The organism is Pantoea sp. SGAir0430 (assembly GCF_043549295.1).
The window spans coordinates 522,038-541,892 of sequence record NZ_CP039427.1; the positions used below are offsets into that span (position 1 = coordinate 522,038).

Below are 19,855 nucleotides of genomic sequence, written 5' to 3' on the forward strand. Positions count from 1 at the left end.
TTATGAGTAACAAGGTTGCAATCGTAACTGGTATCACTGGACAAGATGGTGCTTATCTTGCAGAGCTTCTCTTACAGAAAAATTATACAGTTTATGGCACATATCGTCGTACTAGCTCCGTGAACTTCTGGCGTATTGAAGAGTTGGGAATTAAAAACAACCCAAGCTTGCATCTGATCGAATATGATTTGACTGATCTATCAGCAAGTATTCGCCTTCTTCAAACTAGCGGTGCAACTGAAGTTTACAACTTAGCGGCTCAGAGCTTTGTTGGTGTCTCATTCGAACAACCATTGACGACTGCCGAAATAACAGGTGTAGGCCCTGTAAATTTGCTTGAAGCCATCCGAATTGTTAATCCATCAATTCGGTTCTATCAGGCTTCTACGTCCGAAATGTTTGGGAAAGTTCAGGCTATCCCTCAAAAAGAAGACACACCATTCTATCCAAGAAGCCCATATGGCGTGGCTAAGTTGTATGCGCACTGGATGACGATTAACTACCGTGAAAGCTATAACATTTTTGCTTCAAGCGGAATTTTGTTTAACCATGAATCCCCGCTGCGTGGTCAGGAATTTGTTACTCGCAAAATCACTGATTCAGTTGCAAAAATCAAACTGGGTAAGCTTGATGTACTTGAACTGGGCAACCTTGATGCGAAACGCGACTGGGGCTTTGCTAAAGAGTATGTAGAAGGAATGTGGTTGATGCTTCAGGCAGATGAACCGGATACCTTTGTACTTGCTACCAACCGAACAGAAACTGTACGTGACTTCGTATCGATGGCATTTAAAGCTGCTGGTATTGAATTACGTTTCGAAGGTAAAGACGAACAGGAAGTGGCAATTGACGTGGCAACAAATAAAGTTGTTGTAAAAGTGAATCCGAAATTCTACCGTCCAGCCGAAGTTGAATTACTGATCGGTAATCCCCAGCGTGCTAAGGATATTCTTGGATGGGAACCTAAAACTACTCTTGAAGAGTTATGTGCTATGATGGTTAAAGAAGACCTTCGCCGTAACGAACAAGGATTCTCTTTCTAATATGACTAATGGCAAAAAAGCATTGATCACCGGGATCAAGGGCTTTACCGGCCATTATATGGCAGCGGAACTTTCCGCTGCTGGATATGATGTTTATGGCCTGGGTTCAGCTTCCTCGGATAATATCGATAACTATTTTCAAGTAGATCTCACAGATAATATTCAAGTTAAAAACGCAGTAGATTGTATAAGTCCCGATGTGGTCGTTCATTTGGCAGCAATTGCTTTTGTTGGTCACTCAAATCCGAACGCATTCTATGATGTCAACCTTTCCGGCACGCGCAACTTGCTATCTGCGTTAACAGAAACAAAGAAAAAGCCCGAAGCCGTATTAGTGGCAAGTAGCGCAAACGTTTATGGAAATAATATTGCTGGTAAGCTTGATGAATCAACGCTTCCGAATCCTGCCAATGATTATGCCGTTAGCAAACTTGCTATGGAATACATGGCTAACCTGTTTAAAGATAAGTTGCCATTAATTATTACCCGTCCTTTTAACTATACGGGAGTAGGGCAAGCTGAGAATTTTTTAATTCCTAAAATTGTCAAACATTTCCGCGAACGCAAAGACGTTATTGAACTTGGTAATATAGATGTATGGCGTGACTTCTCAGATGTACGAGATTTAGTAAAATGCTATGCTGAATTACTAAAGTGTAAAGCTTTTGGGGAAGTGGTCAATGTTGCTACTGGAGAGATGCATTCACTTAGAGATGTTATTAGCCTTTGTGAAGATATTACCGGTCACTCCATAACCATTGAGGTAAATCCTGGATTTGTTAGACCAAATGAAATCAAAGAGTTGTGCGGTGATATTTCGTTGCTGAATAGTCTGATTGGCCATGAAATGCAAAAAGTACCACTTAGGGAAACTCTGAAATGGATGCTGGAAACAAAAAGCTAGAGGTTGTTTTCTCGACGGATTGCATAAAATACCCTTTAACGGGTATCGGGCGTTATGCTTTTGAACTGGCGAAACAACTTCAGCAACGGGAAGATAAACTTTCACTTACTTTTTTGCATGGAACAAGAATAAGAGATTCATTGGCGGTTGCAAGTGAATCTTCGCAATCAGTTCAGTCGCTTAAGCGAGAGTTACAAAAAAGCAAAATAGTTAGTGAAGTTTATCGCCTTGTTTTTCCTCATTTAAAGTCCCGGGCACTTAAAAAATTCAAAGAATACATTTACCATAGTCCTAATTATTATCTCCCTCCGCGTGTTAAAAATTGCGTTGCGACTTTTCACGATCTGTCAGTATTTCATTGGCCACAGTTCCATCCTGCTGGGAGAGTACATCTCATGCAGAAAGAGTTGCGTAACACTGTAAAACGTGCTTCGGTATTGATTACGGATTCGTATTATACAAAAAATGAGTTGATGGAATTTTTTTCGCTGGATGAGAAGAAAATTTCAGTTGCACCATTGGCGTGTAATCACCAATTTCATTCGCGAACTCAAGAGGATGTTCACGCAGTATTGGATAAGTATCATTTAAAATGGCGTCGCTTCTTTCTTTATACTGGTACAATCGAACCGAGAAAAAATATTTTAACGCTTCTACGTGCATATGATCGCTTGTCATTACAAGAGAAGAACAATTTCCCGCTCGTTATTAGCGGATATAAAGGCTGGGAAAATGAAGAGCTCTTTCGTCTTTTTGATAAAGGCGAGCGGGAAGGCTGGTTGAAATATTTAGGCTTTGTGCCAGGTAACGATTTACCCATGCTCTTTAGTGCTGCTAACAGTTTCCTCTTTCCTTCGATTTATGAAGGGTTTGGATTACCAGTTTTGGAGGCTATGTCATCTGGCACTCCCGTTATTTGTTCAAATGCAACGTCATTACCTGAAGTTGTTGGAGATGCCGCGCTAATGCATGAACCGGAAGACATAGAATTGCTCACGCATTATCTGAAAATGATGATTAATGATGAGGAGTTGAAACAGAAAATGATCCAGGTTGGTCTTAGTCAAGCCCAAAATTATTCGTGGTCATTCTGTGCCGATAAAACGATAGAAGCGTATGATCAGGTTTCTAAATTAATATGATAAAAGTCCTTCACTGCTATAAAACATATTACCCGGATACTTTTGGTGGGATTGAGCAAGTTATTTATCAGCTCGCTGAAGGCGGTGTGAAAGAAAATATCCAATCAACGGTTTTTACGCATAGTCCTGATTTTGATGATGCTATTTCAATGTTGGATCATCATACTATTCATCGTGTTAAAACATTATTTGAGTATGCTTCTACGCCAATTTCATTTACTGCTATTGCTGAGTTTAAAAAGCTAGCAACACAGGCAGACATTATTCATTATCATTTTCCCTATCCGTTTATGGATGTCCTGCATTTCTCAAATTTTACAAAAAAGCCATCGATCGTAAGCTATCATTCCGATATTGTTAAACAAAAGGCTTTGCTAAAACTTTATACACCATTGATGAATAGGTTCCTTTCCAGTGTAGATTGCATTGTTGCTGCATCACCAAATTATGTCGAAAGTAGCCCGATTCTGCAAAAATTTAAAGATAAAGTTAAGGTCATTCCCTATGGTCTGAATGAAAGTTTTTATCAAAACAATGATCCCCAGGTATTAGAAAAGTGGTCCCAGCGATTCCCTAACGGCTTTTTTCTTTTCATTGGGACTTTTCGTTACTATAAAGGGCTTCACATACTCATCGATGCTGTCGCTGGTAGTGATTATCCTGTTGTCATTGTTGGTGCGGGACCCATCGAATCTGAACTGAAAGCGCAAGCCCAGTCGTTGGGTATCGACAATATTCATTTCCTTGGTGCATTACAGGATGACGATAAATCTGCGTTATTACAGCTTTGCACTTGCTTAGTTTTTCCTTCACATCTTCGTTCAGAAGCTTTTGGTATTTCTTTGCTTGAAGGGGCTTTGTACTCAAAACCACTGATTTCAAGCGAAATTGGAACCGGTACTACTTTCATCAATATTGACGGTCTTACCGGTCTGGTTGTCCCGCCTTCAGACCCCAGGGCTTTACGCGAAGCTATGGATGAGATCTGGTTCAACCCAGAGAAGGCTCATACCTTTGGCCAGGCTGCTCAACAACGATTCGAAAAACTTTTTACAGCGGACAAGATGATTGAAAGTTATGCAGGTTTATATATGTCTCTGTTAAATAAGTAAATTTTATCACTCGCTGCATTTCTCAAAAAGCATCAATAATTACCTCTTATCACCTCTCATGAGTTAACATATTGGTCACTTACTGAATGGTGTTACTGGTAACACCTAGCGAGACCACAGACAGGAGTATGTAATGTCCAAGCAACAGATCGGCGTTGTAGGTATGGCAGTGATGGGGCGCAACCTTGCTCTTAACATCGAAAGCCGCGGTTACACAGTCTCAATCTTTAACCGTTCACGTGAAAAGACTGATGAAGTTATCGCTGAAAATCAGGGCAAAAAACTTGCTCCTTATTACTCCGTGGAAGAATTTGTCGAGTCGTTAGAAAAACCCCGCCGCATCCTTCTGATGGTACAGGCAGGCGAAGCGACAGATAAAACCATCGCTTCACTGACGCCACACCTCGATAAGGGCGACATTCTGATTGATGGTGGTAACACCTTCTATAAAGACACTATCCGTCGTAATAAAGAACTGTCTGATCAGGGCTTCAACTTCATCGGTACCGGTGTCTCCGGCGGCGAAGAGGGCGCACTGAAAGGCCCGTCGATCATGCCTGGCGGTCAGAAAGAAGCGTATGAACTGGTAGCGCCAATTCTGGATAAAATTGCTGCGCGTGCAGAAGACGGTGAAGCCTGCGTTACTTACATCGGTCCGGACGGTGCAGGCCACTACGTTAAGATGGTGCACAACGGTATCGAGTATGGCGATATGCAACTGATTGCAGAAGCATACGCGTTACTGAAAGGCGCACTCGGTCTGAACAACGAAGAGCTGGCGAAAACCTTCACTGACTGGAACAACGGTGAGCTGAGCAGCTACCTGATCGACATCACCAAAGATATCTTCACAAAGAAAGATGAAGACGGTAAATACCTGGTTGATGTGATTCTGGATGAGGCAGCCAACAAAGGTACCGGTAAATGGACCAGCCAGAGCTCCCTGGATCTTGGCGAGCCACTTTCTCTGATCACTGAGTCTGTGTTCGCACGTTACCTCTCCTCACTCAAGTCACAGCGTGTTGCAGCTTCTAAAGTGCTGAACGGCCCTCAGGCGCAAGCCTTCACCGGTGACAAAGCTGAGTTCATTGAGAAAGTGCGCCGAGCACTGTATCTGGGTAAGATCGTTTCTTATGCTCAGGGCTTCTCTCAGCTGCGTGCGGCTTCAGAAGAGAACAATTGGGATCTGCATTACGGTGAAATCGCGAAGATCTTCCGTGCTGGTTGCATCATCCGTGCACAGTTCCTGCAGAAAATTACTGATGCATATGCGACTGATGCTAACATCGCTAACCTGCTGCTGGATCCCTACTTCAAAAACATCGCTGATGAATATCAGCAGGCGCTGCGTGATGTTGTCTCTTATGCCATCCAGAACGGTATTCCAACGCCAACCTTCTCAGCGGCAATTGCATACTACGATAGCTATCGCTCAGAAGTGCTGCCTGCCAACCTGATTCAGGCGCAGCGCGACTACTTTGGTGCGCACACTTATAAGCGTATCGATAAAGACGGTGTGTTCCATACTGAATGGCTAGTTTGATCATTTATCTTTAGTAAAAAATCCCAGCTTGCTGGGATTTTTTGTTTTCTTTTATTATTCAATTAAATTATCTCGGGATTTAAAAAGTGAAACTTATTATTCAAATGCCATGTTTCAATGAGGCTGGAACTTTAGCAATTGCTTTGGCAGCGTTACCCCGTCATGTCAAGGGGTTTGATAAAGTCGAATGGCTTATAATTGATGATGGCAGTACGGACAATACTGTTGAAGTCGCTAAGGAATGCGGTGTTGATCATATTGTTCAACATATGGGTAATAAAGGATTAGCAGTAGCATTTATGACGGGTATAGATAACTGTCTAAAATTAGGTGCTGATGTAATAATTAACACTGATGCAGATAATCAATACAATGCTGATAATATTCCTGATTTAGTAACTCCAATTCTTGAGAAAAAAGCTGAAATGGTTATCGGTGCCAGACCAATAGCAACCATTGAACATTTTTCACCTGCAAAAAAGTTTCTGCAAAAATTGGGTAGTTGGGTTGTAAGAGGAGCAAGTAAAACAAATATTCCTGACGCACCTAGTGGGTTTCGAGCAATAAGCCGAAGCGCCGCACAGAAATTGATCGTTTTTAGCGAATATACTTACACATTAGAAACCATAATTCAGGCGGGACAAAAAGATATTTCAATCTGCTCTGTACCTGTTGACGTTAATGACGACCTTCGCCCATCAAGGCTAGTAAAAAGTATTCCCTCATATATTCAAAGAAGTATATTTACTATTATAAGAATATTTGTCATCTATAGACCATTCAGATTCTTTTTAACAATTGGTTCTTTATTAATGTCAGTCGGGGTTTTGATTAGTATAAGATATTTATATTTTTACTTTTTTCGTGATGGTGAAGGGCATATTCAGTCGCTAATTCTTTCCGCCATTTTAATCATGATGGGATTCCAAACGATATTAGTCTCATTTTTGGCTGATTTGTTATCCGCCAACCGAAAATTATTAGAAGATATTCGTGTTAAGACAAATAAGATATTACATGATGAAAAAGAGTGATTCGGTATTTTATTAGGGTGTGGATGAGATGAACGGTAAAATACCTGTAAACAATAGCAAAAGTGTAAGTGCTAATAAAAAAAATTACGCAAAAGCGTTGAATTTTATTGGTGGCCTTATTGCAATACTGAGCATTATCTTTGTAGCATTGCGTTTGAATAGCTATCTTACAAGTGAGAGCTTGTCGTTTTTTAATTTGAAGCATGTTCTCATTGTGTTGATACTGGTTGTTCTTTATGGACTTGGTAGTCTATTGTTAGGATGCGCCTGGAAAAATATTTTGGCAATGTCTGGTTCTGAGAAAAAGCTTAAGTGGGCAGTTTCAACTTATGGTCTAGCCCAAATTGGAAAATATATACCTGGCAATATATTTCATTTGGCAGGCCGTCAGGCATTAGGTTTGAAAGATGGCGTATCAGGAGTAGCCCTTGCTAAGTCCACTGTTTGGGAGCTTGGTTTGTTAGCAATAAGTGGAGCAGTTTTTCTGATAATTGCAGCCCCCGCTTATTTTAATCTTCCTGAAATAGCGACAGTATTATCTTTACCTGTTTTTTTAGTAACAACAGTCGTTTTCTATTACTTTTTATCTGTTTTTTTTAATGAGTTGTTAGGTAAAGCTTTTATACAACAAGTTATATTTCTAACCTTGTCAGGATTTATCTTTTATTTCCTTATTTGCATTGTAAGTGAACAGGGTTTTCTTGATTTTAGTAAAATGCATTCCCTCTTTTTCGTGCCTGCAGCCTTTGTTACAGCCTGGTTAATAGGATTGGTCACCCCTGGAGCTCCGGCAGGAATGGGGATTAGAGAGGTTGTGCTTATTTACTTATTGGGCGAATTATACGATAAGGATATTATAATTTTAACAGTATTGATCTCCAGGATAGTCACTGTGTTAGGTGATGTGTTTTTTTATGCTATTTCTTTTTATATTCGGAGAATCAACTAAGATGATGGTTGGTGAGGTTAAATTCTCTTCTGGGAATTTTGTTTTCTGTGCCATATGCTTATTATTGGCATTAATAATCAACAATGTTATACCTTTTTTATCACTGCCTACAATGGGACAGGCACTGTGGGCTATGGGTTATGCGAAATCTCTATCTAACGAAGGTTTTTTCAATTTATATGCTTATGATATAGGGTTCCCACACCCTGCCGCTATCGCATTTGGATTATCCGCTGTTTTACCATTAAGTTGGTTAATTAAGTTCGGCATTTTGCCCGAGGCTGCTTATAGCTTAGTTTTTGCTTTATATATTGGCTTGGCATTCTTAGGATGCTATAAAATCAGTAGGTTATTTCATGCAAGCCAAAATATTGCATCTATTTTTTCATTACTTTGGCTTATCACACCAGTTATCGGACGCCACTCAGGCTATTCGATGTTGATGCTTGGAATAGCTCTCATTCCATTTTATTGTTGGATAACCTATGTTTTCTTTCAGGCATCTGAATATGATTTCAGTCAGCTTTCATTAAAGTTTTTAGCCTTTCTAAGTTCTGTAATTATATCCGTTTTTATGGATGGCTATACTTTTATCATGTTTGCGGTAGCAGCATCTGCAATAGCTTTATTCTCATTCCTTCAATCAGCCAATAAAAAATCATTCTTTCTCAAGAAATTAATTGGCTATTTAGTGGCTTTTTGCTGTGCTTACCTTCTTTATTCCTGTTTCATAGGGAAAAGTTCATATCAACCAGAGTCTTTAGATTTTTTTAGAGGTTGGGGGTTAGATTTAAGTTTTTTATTTATTCCTACTCAAGGTGTGTTTTGGTTTTATGATCTATTAGCTTTGTCGAAACATCGAACAGCATCACAATTTTTTGGTGATGCCTCAGTATGGAATACGAGCTTTATTTTGCCATTTTTATTGTTAGGTGTAATTGGATGGTATCAAAACAAGAGAAAAAGTATCTGGTTTTATTGTGTTTTTATTTTGGGTGTTTTTTCTGTTTATATGGCACTAGGACCATCGATAAAGCTTTTCTCATTTAAACCTGATAATTACATCGCGCCATCTGATATGGCTAATACTATGCTAATGCCTGAGAAGTATGCATTAGCTCCAACTGGTAATTCTTTTATATCGCAATACCTTCCTGGCTTCAATGTTATGCGAGCCTCATATAGGTGGATCGCTTTAGCATCCTTTTGCTTTTGGGTCCTAACTTTAAGTATGTTGGTAAGAGTAAGTAAAAAGAGGCAATATATATTTTCAATTCTACTGGTCGCTCTATTTCTTCCTCATTTATCTAAGGCCTGGAACTATGGAAGAGCTAATTTTTTATCCGTAGCGGATATTAACAAGAAAATGGTCGACAATCTTAAAATTGATATCGATCGTTCGTCTCGAGTGGCATTCATTCCATGGAATAATGATTTCTTTGCTAATTATTTAGCGCCTTATTCTAATTTCAAAACCTTTAATATTGGTGGTGATAAGAATTTAGATGTGGCTAAATTGCATTGGCCGCCGGTTATGCTCAATCTACAAGGAGCAGTTTCTGACGCTCAAATTCCTTATATAACTCAGTTGTTATTAAATAAAGACGTTGATTATATCATAATTCCTTTTGTTAACATGTTATGGTCTGCCCATTATTGGGAATGCCCTGAGGATACACTACTGCCTTTATCATCAGAAAAGCGGATTTCACTTAAAAATGATCTGGATTTCAAGTGTCCCGCTGTTATAAAAAAGAATTATTCGTCTTTAATTTATAAATTAGATGAGATTCCATTCTTCAATGTTAAAGAAAGAGATTACTATGCTGTTATTAGTTTAGATGAAAAGAAATATACCGAATATCTTAACTCCGAAAACATCCATTATCCTTTTGTTATAAATGATACAGATTTCAATCTTGACTTTGTACTTGATGATGGATGGTATTATAGAGAACCGGGTCATGTTTGGTCAAAAGATAAGGCAGTTTTACAACTTCCAGTGCCAAATGACTCATCGAATTTTTATGTGCTTAAATATAATGTTTTATTATCAAACGTGAGAAATTCGGTTGATATAGAGTTTAAAACTTCACAAAATAATCAGATTGTTACAGAGGAAGTTACATCCAAAACCAATGATGCTTCGATTGTTTTAATTCCAATCGATCATTCTCAGAAGGTCCAAAAGATAGAGTTGTTTGTAAAGGACGCTAAATCTCCAGCTGAGTTAGGTCTTGGTACGGATAACAGAATGTTAGGACTTTCTTTACAGGAAGTATCTATAAAACATTAATCTTTAACGGCCTTTAAATAGGCCGTTTTTTTCCTATACCAGCAAATCCCCTCTGCGTCCCGCATTCTCCCCCGCCAGCCTCACCACCAGCATCCCAGCCGTGACAAACTTGGTCAGGTTTCGTGCATACAGCACGCCGCCAAACTCAGCGACCAGTGGTGTCACGTAGTCATTGATCGGGTCGACAACCTCCGCCACCACTTCGCCCGCTTTAACCCACTCACCTAATTTTCTGCGGTTCAGCAGCAGTCCGGAGTGAGGTGCGTGGATGTACTCACAGCCCGCCAGCTGGGTTGGTGCATGGATCAGGGCAGGGGAGTCTCCGGTTTCTCCGGCAATATATCCCCCTTCAATCAGCGCATTGATAATCGCATCCGCATCCTTCTCCGCCTGTTCCGGCGATACATCGGCTACGCCGCGCAGTTCCAGCGTCACCGGCAGCAGCCCGCGCGGCATCGGGTAGTCCTTGCCAAAACGCTCAGCCAGTGTCAGCCAGGGTTCGCAGCAGGCCTCATCAAACGGCTCTCCGCCGGAGATCTGCGCCAGTAGCTGCACTTCACTGCCAAGCCAGCGCGCCAGCGGCTCAATCTCCGGCCAGGCGTGCGGTGTGGTGTAAAGATGCGGCAAGGCATCCCAGTCGCAGTGCAGGTCAATCATCAGGTCTGCCTGGCTGGCCATGCGCATCAGGGTGAATCGCTGGGCCTCCAGTTCGGTTTTGGCGATGCGGTCGCGGTAGTGACGATCGATGGCGTCGCGAATCAGTCGTTTGTTTTCATATTCACTCTGTGTCAGCGAGCCCGCCAGTTCTGCCGCCAGCGTATCGCCCAGCGCCGGGAAGCGACGGTTAAAATCCTGACCAGAAAGAGTATGAAAACGTCCGAGGTGAGTGCCGTGCCAGTGCTGACCCAGCGCGAGCGGATTCGCGACCGGCACCAAGGTGACTTTGGCTTTCAGCTTGCCCGCCGACTCCAGCGCCAGCAGCTTCTGCTTGAGATACCACGCCACTGCCATGCCCGGCAGTTCATCGCCATGCAGCGCCGCCTGAATATACACCCGCTGCTGTGAGTCGGTGCCGAAGTGGAAGCTGACAATTTCCCGCTGGGTGCCAAGCGTCGCGCTTAACAAAGGATGATGTTGTTGTTGCATAACGCAGTCGATGTCCTGTGTCTGGGGCACGCTCGTGGCCGCGCCGCATGAAATTGATGAAGGGAATTATAGTTCTGCTGGAAAAAGGGCGGCAAATGCGCCGCCCCATCGATCACGGCTTAATAGAGATATCCGTCGCAAAATACTTCTTCTGCAAGGTATCAAAGGTACCGTTCTTTTTGATCTCCGCGAAGGCGTTGTCCAGCGCGGTTTTTAATTCGGTGTCGCCTTTGCGCAGGCCGATGGCGGTGCCAGGGCCGATAATCGGATCCTGCACAATCGGGCCAGCCAGCTCGAAATCTTTGCCCTGCGGATGTTTCAGGAAGCCGTTTGCGGCCTGTGCGGCATCGGTGAACACCACGTCAAGGCGTCCGGAAATCAGGTCGCTCTCGACCTGTGCCTGATCGCCATATGGCACCACGTTCACGCCGTGCGGCTGCCATTTTGCCAGCGCGTAGCGCTCCTGCACGGTGCCCTGTTCCACGCCCACGGTTTTGCCTTTCAGCGATTCCGCAGTGGGCAGCAGGCCGGAGCTTTTACGCGCAATCAGCTGGGTGTGGGTGTCATACAGCGGCACGGTGAAGTCGATCTGCTTCAGACGCTCTTCGGTGATACCCATATCCGACAGAATGGCGTCAAACTTACGCGCCTTCAGCGCCGGGATCATGCCGTCGAACTGGCTCTCGACCCACACGCATTTGGCCTGCATCTGCGCGCACAGCGCATTGCCAAGGTCGATGTCAAACCCGACCAGCTTGCCCTGCGGCGTTTTGGATTCAAAAGGGGGATAGGTAGGATCAACGGCGAAACGCACCTGATCGATTTTTGCCTGAGCGCCGAACGCGCAGCCTGCCAGCACAGCCAGTGCCAGCGTCTGGCGCAGACGGGCGGTAAAACGGGAACTTGCCATAGTTGCGGTCTTCTTTTGTCGTGATGATAAGTCATCGAGAGTACCGCTCAGCGTGGTGTATGGCAATTAGAGTATTATTTTCATCACGTTACCATTATGCAGTGCGCGGTAATCCTCCACCTGCAGTACCACCGACTTCTCCAGCAGCCCGGCGTTAAAGGCAATTTCGTCGTAGCGCTCGAACAGCAGCGGGTCGACCACCAGCTGTAAATCCGCATGAAAGCTAAACGGCGGAATCGCGCCAAACACGCAGCCGGTCAGCGCATCCACCTCAGCCGGCGAGGCCAGCGAGGCGCGACGGCCACCCACGGCGGCTGCCACTTTACTCAGGTCGGCCTGCTGGTCGGCCGGTAGCACCGCCAGCACATGCTGTTTGATGCCGTTGCCCTTGACGTGACACACCAGCGCTTTGGCGCCTTGTCCCACTTCCGTGCCACGAATCGCGGCCACGGCTTCACACTTTCCGATCGCTTCATGCTCCATGAGTCGGTAACGGGCGTTATGCTGATCGAGCAGGGCGAGCAGTTTTTCATGCGTGGTCATGAGGGTTTCCATTCTGATGAAGCGCAATTGATCGCACTCTTTTGCGAAGTATGCTGCTCAAAATCGAGCCAGAAAGCCCGTTTTGAGCAGCATGGCGCACAATCGTTACTTATGGCGTGCGCGCAGGTTGTTGATGATGGTGCTGAGATCCAGCTCCTGATCCTGCAGCAGCACCAGCAGATGGTACAGCAGGTCGGAGGCTTCGTTGGTCAGTTCGTGGCGGTCATTGACGGTAGCGGCCAGCGCGGTTTCAACACCTTCTTCTCCCACCTTCTGTGCGATGCGCTTGGTGCCGCTGGCGTACAGCTTCGCCGTATAGGAGCTGGCCGGATCGGCGCTTTTACGCGAGGCCAGCAGTTGCTCCAGCTGATACAGGAACGTCCAGTCCGGTGCAGCAGGCGAAAAGCAGCTTGAGGTACCGAGATGGCAGGTGGGGCCAATCGGATTGGCCAGCACCAGCAGTGTGTCGTTATCGCAATCCGGCGTTATGCTGACCACTTTGAGGAAGTGGCCCGACGTTTCGCCTTTGGTCCATAAACGGTTTTTGGTGCGGGAGAAGAAGGTGACGTTGCCGTCGGCCAGCGTCTTGTGCAGCGCGTCCTCGTTCATATAACCGTGCATCAGCACTTCGCCGGAGACGTTGTGCTGGACGATGACGGGCATCATGCCCGCGGTTTTGGCCCAGTCCAGTCTGGCCAGTTGTTCTGCAGTTAACACGCGCGAATCTCCACACCGTTGTCAATCAGGAAGTTTTTCAACTCGCCGATATTGATAATTTGTTTGTGAAACACCGAAGCCGCCAGCGCGCCGTCGACGTTTGCCTGCTCAAAGGCTTCGAGGAAGTGCGCCATGGTTCCTGCGCCGCCGGAGGCGATCAGCGGCACCTTACACACATCGCGCACCTTCTTCAGCTGCACCAGGTCGTAGCCATTACGCACGCCGTCCTGATTCATCATATTCAGTACGATCTCGCCAGCGCCCAGCTTCTGCACTTCCTCTACCCAGTCCAGCGTTTCCCACTGGGTAACGCGGGTGCGCGCTTCGTCGCCGGTATACTGATTGACGTGATACTTGCCGCTGGCTTCATCAAACCAGGTATCGATGCCGACCACGATGCACTGCACGCCGAAGCGGTCCGCCAGCCGGGTAATCAGCGTCGGATCGGCCAGCGCGGGTGAGTTGATGGAGATCTTATCTGCGCCAAACTGCAGAATGCGCGCCGCATCTTCCGGGGTTTTGATGCCCCCGGCGACGCAGAACGGAATATCGATCACTTCCGCCACGCGCGATACCCAGCTTTTATCCACCACGCGGCCGTCGGAAGAGGCGGTGATATCGTAAAACACCAGTTCGTCAGCGCCTTCCTGGGCATAGCGCTGCGCCAGCGGGACGATGTCGCCAATGATTTCGTGGTTGCGGAACTGCACGCCTTTCACTACTTGCCCGTCACGCACGTCCAGACAGGGGATTATCCGTTTTGCCAGCATGCAATTGCCTCCGCTACCGTAAATTTATCTTCCAGCAGGGCGCGACCGACAATCACCCCCTGCGCACCGCTGCCGCGCAGGGCAGCGATATCGTCCAGTGAACCGATGCCGCCGGAAGACTGAAACGCGATGTCCGGAAACGCCTGGGACACTTCCTGATACAGCGCCACGTTGGAACCGCTCAGCGTGCCGTCGCGCGAAATATCGGTACACAGTACATGTTTCAGGCCCACCGGCTGATACCAGCCAATCACCTCTTCCAGCGTCACGCCTGCCGCTTCCTGCCAGCCGCTGATCGCCACTTCTTTGCGATTGCTGGCGTCAATGCGCACGTCAAGTGCCAGCACAATGGCGTCGGCACCGAATTCGCTAAACCAGCTTTTCACTTCTTCTGGCTGCTTGACTGCGGTGGAGCCAACCACCACGCGCGTAGCGCCGGCTGCCAGCAGGGCGGCCACATCGTCACGATGACGGATACCGCCGCCAACCTGCACCGGCACGCTGACGCCGCGTAAAAGCGTGGTTAGCAGCGGGATCTGGCGCTTTGCCGGATCTTTCGCCCCGGTCAAATCCACCAGATGTAACACTTCCGCGCCCTGGCGTTCATAATCCTGCAGGCGCGGCAGGGGATCGTTGCCGTAATCGCGCTGCTGGCCGTAGTCGCCCTGATGCAGGCGTACCACTTTGCCGTCGATCAAATCTAATGCGGGGATAATCATCACATCTCCAGGAAGTTTTTCAGCAGCTGCGCGCCAGCTTTACCCGAGCGCTCCGGGTGGAACTGCACGCCAAAGAAGTTATCTTTCTGCAGGGCGGCCGTGAACGGCAGGCCATAGTCGCACTGGGCGATGGTGGCGGCATTCACCGGCATGGCGTAGCTGTGCACAAAGTAGAAGTAGCTGCCGTCCGGAATGTTGCGGAACAGGTGATTGCCGGCCTGCGCGGTGATCTGGTTCCAGCCCATATGTGGCAGCGGTAAACCCCGGGTATCCATCAGCGATACCGGCTCATCAACGATGCCCAGCGTGCTGACGCCGCCGTTCTCATCGCTGCCGCGTCCGAGCAGCTGCATGCCGAGACAGATGCCGAGCACCGGCTGGGTGCAGGCTTTCACCAGCTCGATCAGATCGCGCTCCTGCAGCTGGTCCATCGCCGCCCGTGCGGTACCGACGCCGGGCAGAAACAGTTTGTCGGCGCGCAGCACCACGTCCGGATCGCGGCTCACCGCGGGCGTGTAGCCAAGGCGCTCAATCGCCCACTTAACTGAAGAGAGGTTGGCGCAGCCGGTATCAAGAATCACCACGTTCATTACAGCACTCCTTTCGAGCTCGGCAGGGTGTTGCCCTCAACGCGAATCGCCTGACGCAGTGTGCGGCCAAAGGCTTTGAACAGGCTTTCCACGCGGTGATGATCGTTGCGGCCTTTGGTTTTCAGGTGCAGCGTGCTCATCATGGCGTACGACAGCGAGCGGAAGAAGTGCTCGACCATTTCGGTGCTCAGGTCGCCAACGCGCTGGTAGCTGAACTCGGCTTTGTATTCGAGGTGCGGACGGCCGGAGATATCCAGCGCGCAGCGTGCCAGGCACTCATCCATTGGTAGCACGAAGCCGAAGCGGCCGATGCCGCGCTTGTCGCCCAGCGCCTTCAGCAGCGCTTCGCCCAGCGCCAGGCCGGTGTCTTCTACCGTGTGGTGATCGTCAATATACAGGTCGCCTTTCACCTCGATGTTCATGCGGAAGCCGCCGTGCACGGCGATCTGATCCAGCATGTGATCAAAGAAGCCGACGCCAGTGTTAATTTTGCTGCCGCCTTCGCGATCCAGCCACACTTCCACTTTAATCTGCGTCTCTTTGGTGTTGCGGTTAACCAGCGCGTGACGATCGCGTTTGGTCAGGCGCGCCTGAATCGCGTCCCAGTCTTCGCCTTCCGCACCGTAGCGCAGGCCCTGAATGCCCATGTTCTGCGCCAGCTGGATGTCGGTCAGACGGTCGCCAATCACATAGCTGTTGGCGGTATCCAGCGCGCCGTCGGCCAGCCAGGCTTCGACCATTTTGGTCTTTGGCTTGCGGCAGTCGCAGTTCTCTTCCGGCAGATGCGGGCAGATTAGGATATCGCTGAAGTTCACGCCCTGTGAGCGCAGGATCTGCATCATCAGGTTGTGCGGGCCGTCAAAATCGGCCTGTGGGAAGCGCTCAGTGCCCAGGCCGTCCTGGTTGGTGATCATCACCAGCTGATAACCCGCCTCCTGCAGCGCCAGCAGGGCCGGGATGGCGTTCTTCTCAAACGCCAGCTTCTCCATACGGTCCACCTGAAAATCCGTCGGCGGCTCAGAGATGAGGGTGCCATCGCGGTCGATAAAAAGGATCTTCTGACTCATGCTTGCTCCACAGATAAGGCTTGCAGCGCGGCGATCAGGCGCTCGCACTCTTCACGGGTGCCGATGGAGATGCGCAGACATCCCGCCAGGCCAGGGTTTTTGTTTTGGTCGCGCAGAATAATGCCCTGATCCCACAGCGTTTTAAACACTTTTGGCGAGTCGGTGAAGCGCGCCAGAATATAGTTGGTTTCGCTCGGGAAGACCTGCTGCACCACACTCAGCTGCGGCAGCTGTTCGCACAGCCAGGCGCGGTTGTCGTTAAGCTGCTGCGCGTGCTGACGCATCAGCGCGATGCCTTGCTCGCTCAGCGCCTGCGCCGCCACGTCGGCCACCGGCGTCGCCAGCGGGTAAGGTGCAATCACCTTCAGCAGCAGATCGATCACCGGCTTGTTGGCCAGCGTAAAGCCGCAGCGCAGGCCAGCCAGCGCAAAGGCCTTCGACAGCGTGCGCAGAATCACCAGGTGCGGGAATTCCTGCAGCCAGCCGGCCAGCGTTGCTTGCGGGCAGAACTCGATGTAGGCTTCGTCGGCGACCACCAGCGCTTTGCCGGCGGTCATCGCCAGCAGCTGGCGGATGTCATCCTGATTAATCAGATTGCCGGTCGGGTTGTTCGGGCTGCACATGTAAACCACTTTCACGCCGTCCAGCTGGTCCGCGATGGCGGGCAGGTTGAGCTGCCAGTTGTCCAGTGCCGGCACGGTGCGGTACTCAATGCCGATGGTTTCGGCGCTGACGCTGTACATGCCGTAGGTCGGCGGGCAGAACAGAATGGCGTCTTTGCCCGGCTCGCAGAAGGCGCGCATCAACAGCTCAATCCCTTCATCCGCCCCGCGGCTCACCAGCACCTGCTCCGGCTGGACGCCGGCATAGGCGGCGTAGCGCGAAATGACTAATTTGGGCTGGCACTCCGGATAGCGGTTCAGCGTCTGCTGCGACAGCTCAAACGGCACCGGCAGCGGAAATTCGTTCGCATTCAGCCATACATCACCGTTGCCACCGAGGCGACGAGCAGACTGATAGGGCGTCAGCGCGCGCACGTTGGCGCGGGCTAAATCTTCAACGTTGTTGCTCATGCTTGCTCCTTCAGGGCGGCGACGCGCAGGGTCACGGCATTTTTGTGCGCGTCCAGCTGTTCCGCGGCGGCGAGGGTTTCAATGGTGGCGGCGAGGTTGAGGAAGCCCTGCGGCGTCAGCTCCTGTACCGTCATGCGTTTCTGGAAATCGGCCAGCCCAAGGCTGGAGCAGGTCGCGGTGTAGCCATAAGTCGGCAGCACGTGGTTAGTGCCGGAGGCATAATCACCGGCGGATTCCGGCGACCAGTCGCCGAGGAACACCGAACCGGCGCTGGTGATCTCCTCAACCAGCGCGCGCGGCTGGCGCGTCTGGATAATCAGGTGCTCCGGGCCGTACTGATTGGAGATTTCCACGCACTGCGCCAGATCCTGCGCTACGATCAGGCGGCTGCTCTCCAGCGCCTGACGTGCCGTAGCGGCACGCGGCAGCTGCGCCAGCTGTTGTTCAACCGCCAGCGCCACGCCTTCGGCCAGCTGTAGTGAAGGCGTCAGCAGGATCACCTGGGAATCCGGACCGTGTTCGGCCTGCGACAGCAAATCTGAAGCGACAAATGCCGGCGTCGCGCCTTCGTCGGCAATCACCAGCACTTCAGACGGACCGGCAGGCATGTCGATCGCTGCGCCGTCGAGACGCTGGCTGACCTGACGTTTCGCTTCGGTCACGTACGCGTTGCCCGGGCCAAAAATCTTGTCTACTTTCGGTACGCTTTCTGTGCCGAAGGCGAGGGCGGCAATCGCCTGCGCGCCGCCGACCTGAAACACTTCCTGCACGCCGCACAGCTGCGCCGCATACAGAATTTCATCGGCAATTGGCGGCGGCGAGCACAGCACCACGCGGCCACAGCCAGCGATGCGCGCCGGCGTTGCCAGCATCAGCACGGTAGAGAACAGCGGCGCCGAGCCGCCAGGAATATACAGGCCGACCGACTTCACCGGACGAGTGATCTGCTGGCAGCGCACGCCCGGCTGAGTTTCCACGTCCACCGGCGGCAGAATCTGCGCGTTGTGGAAGGTTTCGATATTCGCCATGGCGTCTGCCATCGCCTGCTTTAAATTGTCGCTCAGCCGCTCGCCGGCCGCCTGCATCTCAGCGGCGGACACGCGCAAATTCTCCACCTGAGCTTTGTCGAAGCGCGCGCTGAACGCCCGCAGTGCCGCATCGCCCTGCTGTTTTACCTGCACCAGCACGTCCTGCACGGTGGCGCTGATGCTGGCCGATGCCGAGATTGCCGGACGCTGCAGCAGCGCCTGCTGCTGTTCGGCACTGCACGCCTGCCAGTCGATAGGTTGCATGATTGCGCTCATCGGTTACTCCAGCATTTTTTCAATTGGCAGCACGAGGATCGAACTGGCGCCCAGCGCCTTCAGTTTTTCCATGGTTTCCCAGAACAGCGTTTCGCTGCTCACCATGTGCATCGCCACGCGGCTCACTTCACCGGCCAGCGGCAGCACGGTAGGGCGCTCGGCACCCGGCAGCAGGGCGATAACTTCTTCCAGCCGCTCGCTAGGCGCGTGCAGCATGATGTATTTGGATTCACGCGCTTTAATCACGCCCTGAATACGCGTCATCAGCGTGTCCACCAGCTGCTGTTTCGCCGCTGGCAGTTCGCCATCCCGCTGAATCAGCACCGCTTTAGAGCGGTAAATCACCTCAACTTCACGCAGGCCGTTGGCTTCCAGCGTGGCGCCGGTGGACACCAGGTCGCAAATGGCATCGGCCAGACCGGCGCGCGGTGCCACTTCAACGGAGCCGTTCAGCAGGCAGGATTTAAACGCGATGTCTTGTTTATCAAGGTATTTCTTTAGCAGGTGCGGGTAAGAGGTGGCGATACGGGCATTATTCAGGCATTGCGGACCGGTGTACTCGGCATCGACTGGCATTGCCAGTGACAGGCGGCAACCGCCGAAATCGAGGCGGCGCAGCGTAAAGTAGCGCGGGTCTTCACCCTGCGCGCGGCGCGTCAGCAGCTCCTCTTCCAGCACGTTTTCGCCAACGATACCGAGGTCGACCACGCCATCCATCACCAGGCCAGGGATATCGTCATCGCGCACGCGCAGGATGTCGATCGGCATGTTCTCCGCAAACGCAATCAGACGCTGCTGCTGAAGGTTAATTTTAATACCGCAGCGTGCCAGCAGTTCGCGTGATTCATCACTTAAACGGCCGGATTTCTGCATAGCTATGCGTAAACGGGTGTTATCTAACATGGTTCCTGTCCTCTTATTCAATCCTGTCTGAAGCGTTTTGGGTTGCGTTCGCACATAAAAAAACCCCCGGAAGATGATCTTCCGGGGGCT

At 49.5% G+C, this 19,855-nt stretch carries 19 protein-coding genes and 1 other annotated feature (1 of these 20 only partly in view); of the genes, 8 read left to right on the forward strand and 11 right to left on the reverse strand.

The annotated features are described in order from the left end of the window. Positions 1–2 precede the first annotated feature (2 nt). The 8 genes from gmd (at position 3) to E7738_RS02520 (ending at position 10,023) form a co-directional block, all read left to right on the forward strand. Positions 3–1,043 (forward strand): GDP-mannose 4,6-dehydratase, encoded by a 1,041-nt coding sequence (gene gmd / locus E7738_RS02485; protein WP_058757304.1) that lies wholly within the window; start codon positions 3–5, stop codon positions 1,041–1,043. Between the two features lies 1 nt (position 1,044). Next, positions 1,045–1,947: a GDP-mannose 4,6-dehydratase gene (locus tag E7738_RS02490; RefSeq protein ID WP_058757305.1), complete on the forward strand. Its 903-nt coding sequence runs from the start codon at positions 1,045–1,047 to the stop codon at positions 1,945–1,947. Beyond that, a complete protein-coding gene (locus tag E7738_RS02495; RefSeq protein WP_088516589.1) occupies positions 1,923–3,089 on the forward strand; it encodes a glycosyltransferase family 4 protein in 1,167 nt (388 codons plus the stop codon). The genes E7738_RS02490 and E7738_RS02495 overlap by 25 nt, the downstream gene beginning before the upstream one ends. Beyond that, complete coding sequence (locus tag E7738_RS02500; RefSeq protein WP_168715151.1) at positions 3,086–4,201, forward strand: glycosyltransferase family 4 protein; 1,116 nt, start codon at positions 3,086–3,088, stop codon at positions 4,199–4,201. Before E7738_RS02495 ends, E7738_RS02500 begins: the two co-directional genes overlap by 4 nt. 133 nt (positions 4,202–4,334) lie before the next feature. Next, positions 4,335–5,744: an NADP-dependent phosphogluconate dehydrogenase gene (gene gndA, locus E7738_RS02505; protein WP_394516063.1), complete on the forward strand. Its 1,410-nt coding sequence runs from the start codon at positions 4,335–4,337 to the stop codon at positions 5,742–5,744. Between the two features lie 86 nt (positions 5,745–5,830). Beyond that, positions 5,831–6,778, forward strand: coding sequence for a glycosyltransferase family 2 protein (locus tag E7738_RS02510; RefSeq protein ID WP_088516586.1), 948 nt, complete (start codon positions 5,831–5,833; stop codon positions 6,776–6,778). A 28-nt stretch (positions 6,779–6,806) separates the two neighbouring features. After that, the gene (locus E7738_RS02515) at positions 6,807–7,727 is read left to right on the forward strand and encodes a hypothetical protein (RefSeq protein ID WP_394516064.1); all 921 of its coding nucleotides are present in this window, start codon (positions 6,807–6,809) and stop codon (positions 7,725–7,727) included. Between the two features lies 1 nt (position 7,728). Further along, positions 7,729–10,023 (forward strand): hypothetical protein, encoded by a 2,295-nt coding sequence (locus tag E7738_RS02520; protein WP_394516065.1) that lies wholly within the window; start codon positions 7,729–7,731, stop codon positions 10,021–10,023. A gap of 33 nt (positions 10,024–10,056) precedes the next feature. Here the strand turns inward: E7738_RS02520 and E7738_RS02525 are convergent, their stop codons facing one another. From E7738_RS02525 to hisG, 11 genes are all read right to left on the reverse strand, one after another. Beyond that, positions 10,057–11,169 carry a succinylglutamate desuccinylase/aspartoacylase family protein gene (locus E7738_RS02525; RefSeq protein WP_394516066.1) on the reverse strand — a complete coding sequence of 371 codons (1,113 nt, stop codon included), beginning with the start codon at positions 11,167–11,169 and terminating at the stop codon, positions 10,057–10,059. Positions 11,170–11,281: 112 nt separating this feature from the next. Further along, complete coding sequence (locus E7738_RS02530; protein ID WP_394516067.1) at positions 11,282–12,079, reverse strand: ABC transporter substrate-binding protein; 798 nt, start codon at positions 12,077–12,079, stop codon at positions 11,282–11,284. A 66-nt stretch (positions 12,080–12,145) separates the two neighbouring features. Further along, positions 12,146–12,622 (reverse strand): YbaK/prolyl-tRNA synthetase associated domain-containing protein, encoded by a 477-nt coding sequence (locus E7738_RS02535; RefSeq protein ID WP_125311272.1) that lies wholly within the window; start codon positions 12,620–12,622, stop codon positions 12,146–12,148. A 105-nt stretch (positions 12,623–12,727) separates the two neighbouring features. Continuing rightward, complete coding sequence (hisIE, locus tag E7738_RS02540; RefSeq protein ID WP_021509350.1) at positions 12,728–13,339, reverse strand: bifunctional phosphoribosyl-AMP cyclohydrolase/phosphoribosyl-ATP diphosphatase HisIE; 612 nt, start codon at positions 13,337–13,339, stop codon at positions 12,728–12,730. After that, positions 13,333–14,109 carry an imidazole glycerol phosphate synthase subunit HisF gene (gene hisF, locus E7738_RS02545; RefSeq protein WP_021509351.1) on the reverse strand — a complete coding sequence of 259 codons (777 nt, stop codon included), beginning with the start codon at positions 14,107–14,109 and terminating at the stop codon, positions 13,333–13,335. The genes hisIE and hisF overlap by 7 nt, the downstream gene beginning before the upstream one ends. Beyond that, entirely contained in the window at positions 14,091–14,828 is a 738-nt protein-coding gene (gene hisA, locus E7738_RS02550) for a 1-(5-phosphoribosyl)-5-[(5-phosphoribosylamino)methylideneamino]imidazole-4-carboxamide isomerase (protein ID WP_059011594.1), read from the reverse strand. Before hisA ends, hisF begins: the two co-directional genes overlap by 19 nt. Beyond that, positions 14,828–15,418 (reverse strand): imidazole glycerol phosphate synthase subunit HisH, encoded by a 591-nt coding sequence (gene hisH, locus E7738_RS02555; protein ID WP_088518040.1) that lies wholly within the window; start codon positions 15,416–15,418, stop codon positions 14,828–14,830. The genes hisA and hisH overlap by 1 nt, the downstream gene beginning before the upstream one ends. Next, positions 15,418–16,485 (reverse strand): bifunctional histidinol-phosphatase/imidazoleglycerol-phosphate dehydratase HisB, encoded by a 1,068-nt coding sequence (gene hisB, locus E7738_RS02560; RefSeq protein WP_021509354.1) that lies wholly within the window; start codon positions 16,483–16,485, stop codon positions 15,418–15,420. The genes hisH and hisB overlap by 1 nt, the downstream gene beginning before the upstream one ends. Continuing rightward, complete coding sequence (gene hisC / locus E7738_RS02565; RefSeq protein ID WP_021509355.1) at positions 16,482–17,558, reverse strand: histidinol-phosphate transaminase; 1,077 nt, start codon at positions 17,556–17,558, stop codon at positions 16,482–16,484. Before hisC ends, hisB begins: the two co-directional genes overlap by 4 nt. Then, positions 17,555–18,862, reverse strand: a complete 1,308-nt coding sequence (gene hisD / locus E7738_RS02570; RefSeq protein WP_058757315.1) for a histidinol dehydrogenase — start codon at positions 18,860–18,862, stop codon at positions 17,555–17,557. Before hisD ends, hisC begins: the two co-directional genes overlap by 4 nt. Positions 18,863–18,865: 3 nt before the next feature. Continuing rightward, positions 18,866–19,765: an ATP phosphoribosyltransferase gene (hisG, locus tag E7738_RS02575; protein WP_394516068.1), complete on the reverse strand. Its 900-nt coding sequence runs from the start codon at positions 19,763–19,765 to the stop codon at positions 18,866–18,868. A 54-nt stretch (positions 19,766–19,819) separates the two neighbouring features. Beyond that, positions 19,820–19,855, reverse strand: a sequence feature (His leader region); it runs 86 nt beyond the window's last position.

Coding starts and splice junctions, on each gene's coding strand:
- gmd (WP_058757304.1), top strand. CDS start 3: ATGAGTAACAAGGTTGCAATCGTAACTGGTATCACTGGACAAGATGGT.
- E7738_RS02490 (WP_058757305.1), top strand. CDS start 1,045: ATGACTAATGGCAAAAAAGCATTGATCACCGGGATCAAGGGCTTTACC.
- E7738_RS02495 (WP_088516589.1), top strand. CDS start 1,923: ATGGATGCTGGAAACAAAAAGCTAGAGGTTGTTTTCTCGACGGATTGC.
- E7738_RS02500 (WP_168715151.1), top strand. CDS start 3,086: ATGATAAAAGTCCTTCACTGCTATAAAACATATTACCCGGATACTTTT.
- gndA (WP_394516063.1), top strand. CDS start 4,335: ATGTCCAAGCAACAGATCGGCGTTGTAGGTATGGCAGTGATGGGGCGC.
- E7738_RS02515 (WP_394516064.1), top strand. CDS start 6,807: ATGAACGGTAAAATACCTGTAAACAATAGCAAAAGTGTAAGTGCTAAT.
- E7738_RS02520 (WP_394516065.1), top strand. CDS start 7,729: ATGATGGTTGGTGAGGTTAAATTCTCTTCTGGGAATTTTGTTTTCTGT.
- E7738_RS02525 (WP_394516066.1), bottom strand. CDS start 11,169: ATGCAACAACAACATCATCCTTTGTTAAGCGCGACGCTTGGCACCCAG.
- E7738_RS02530 (WP_394516067.1), bottom strand. CDS start 12,079: ATGGCAAGTTCCCGTTTTACCGCCCGTCTGCGCCAGACGCTGGCACTG.
- E7738_RS02535 (WP_125311272.1), bottom strand. CDS start 12,622: ATGACCACGCATGAAAAACTGCTCGCCCTGCTCGATCAGCATAACGCC.
- hisF (WP_021509351.1), bottom strand. CDS start 14,109: ATGCTGGCAAAACGGATAATCCCCTGTCTGGACGTGCGTGACGGGCAA.
- hisA (WP_059011594.1), bottom strand. CDS start 14,828: ATGATTATCCCCGCATTAGATTTGATCGACGGCAAAGTGGTACGCCTG.
- hisH (WP_088518040.1), bottom strand. CDS start 15,418: ATGAACGTGGTGATTCTTGATACCGGCTGCGCCAACCTCTCTTCAGTT.
- hisB (WP_021509354.1), bottom strand. CDS start 16,485: ATGAGTCAGAAGATCCTTTTTATCGACCGCGATGGCACCCTCATCTCT.
- hisC (WP_021509355.1), bottom strand. CDS start 17,558: ATGAGCAACAACGTTGAAGATTTAGCCCGCGCCAACGTGCGCGCGCTG.
- hisD (WP_058757315.1), bottom strand. CDS start 18,862: ATGAGCGCAATCATGCAACCTATCGACTGGCAGGCGTGCAGTGCCGAA.
- hisG (WP_394516068.1), bottom strand. CDS start 19,765: ATGTTAGATAACACCCGTTTACGCATAGCTATGCAGAAATCCGGCCGT.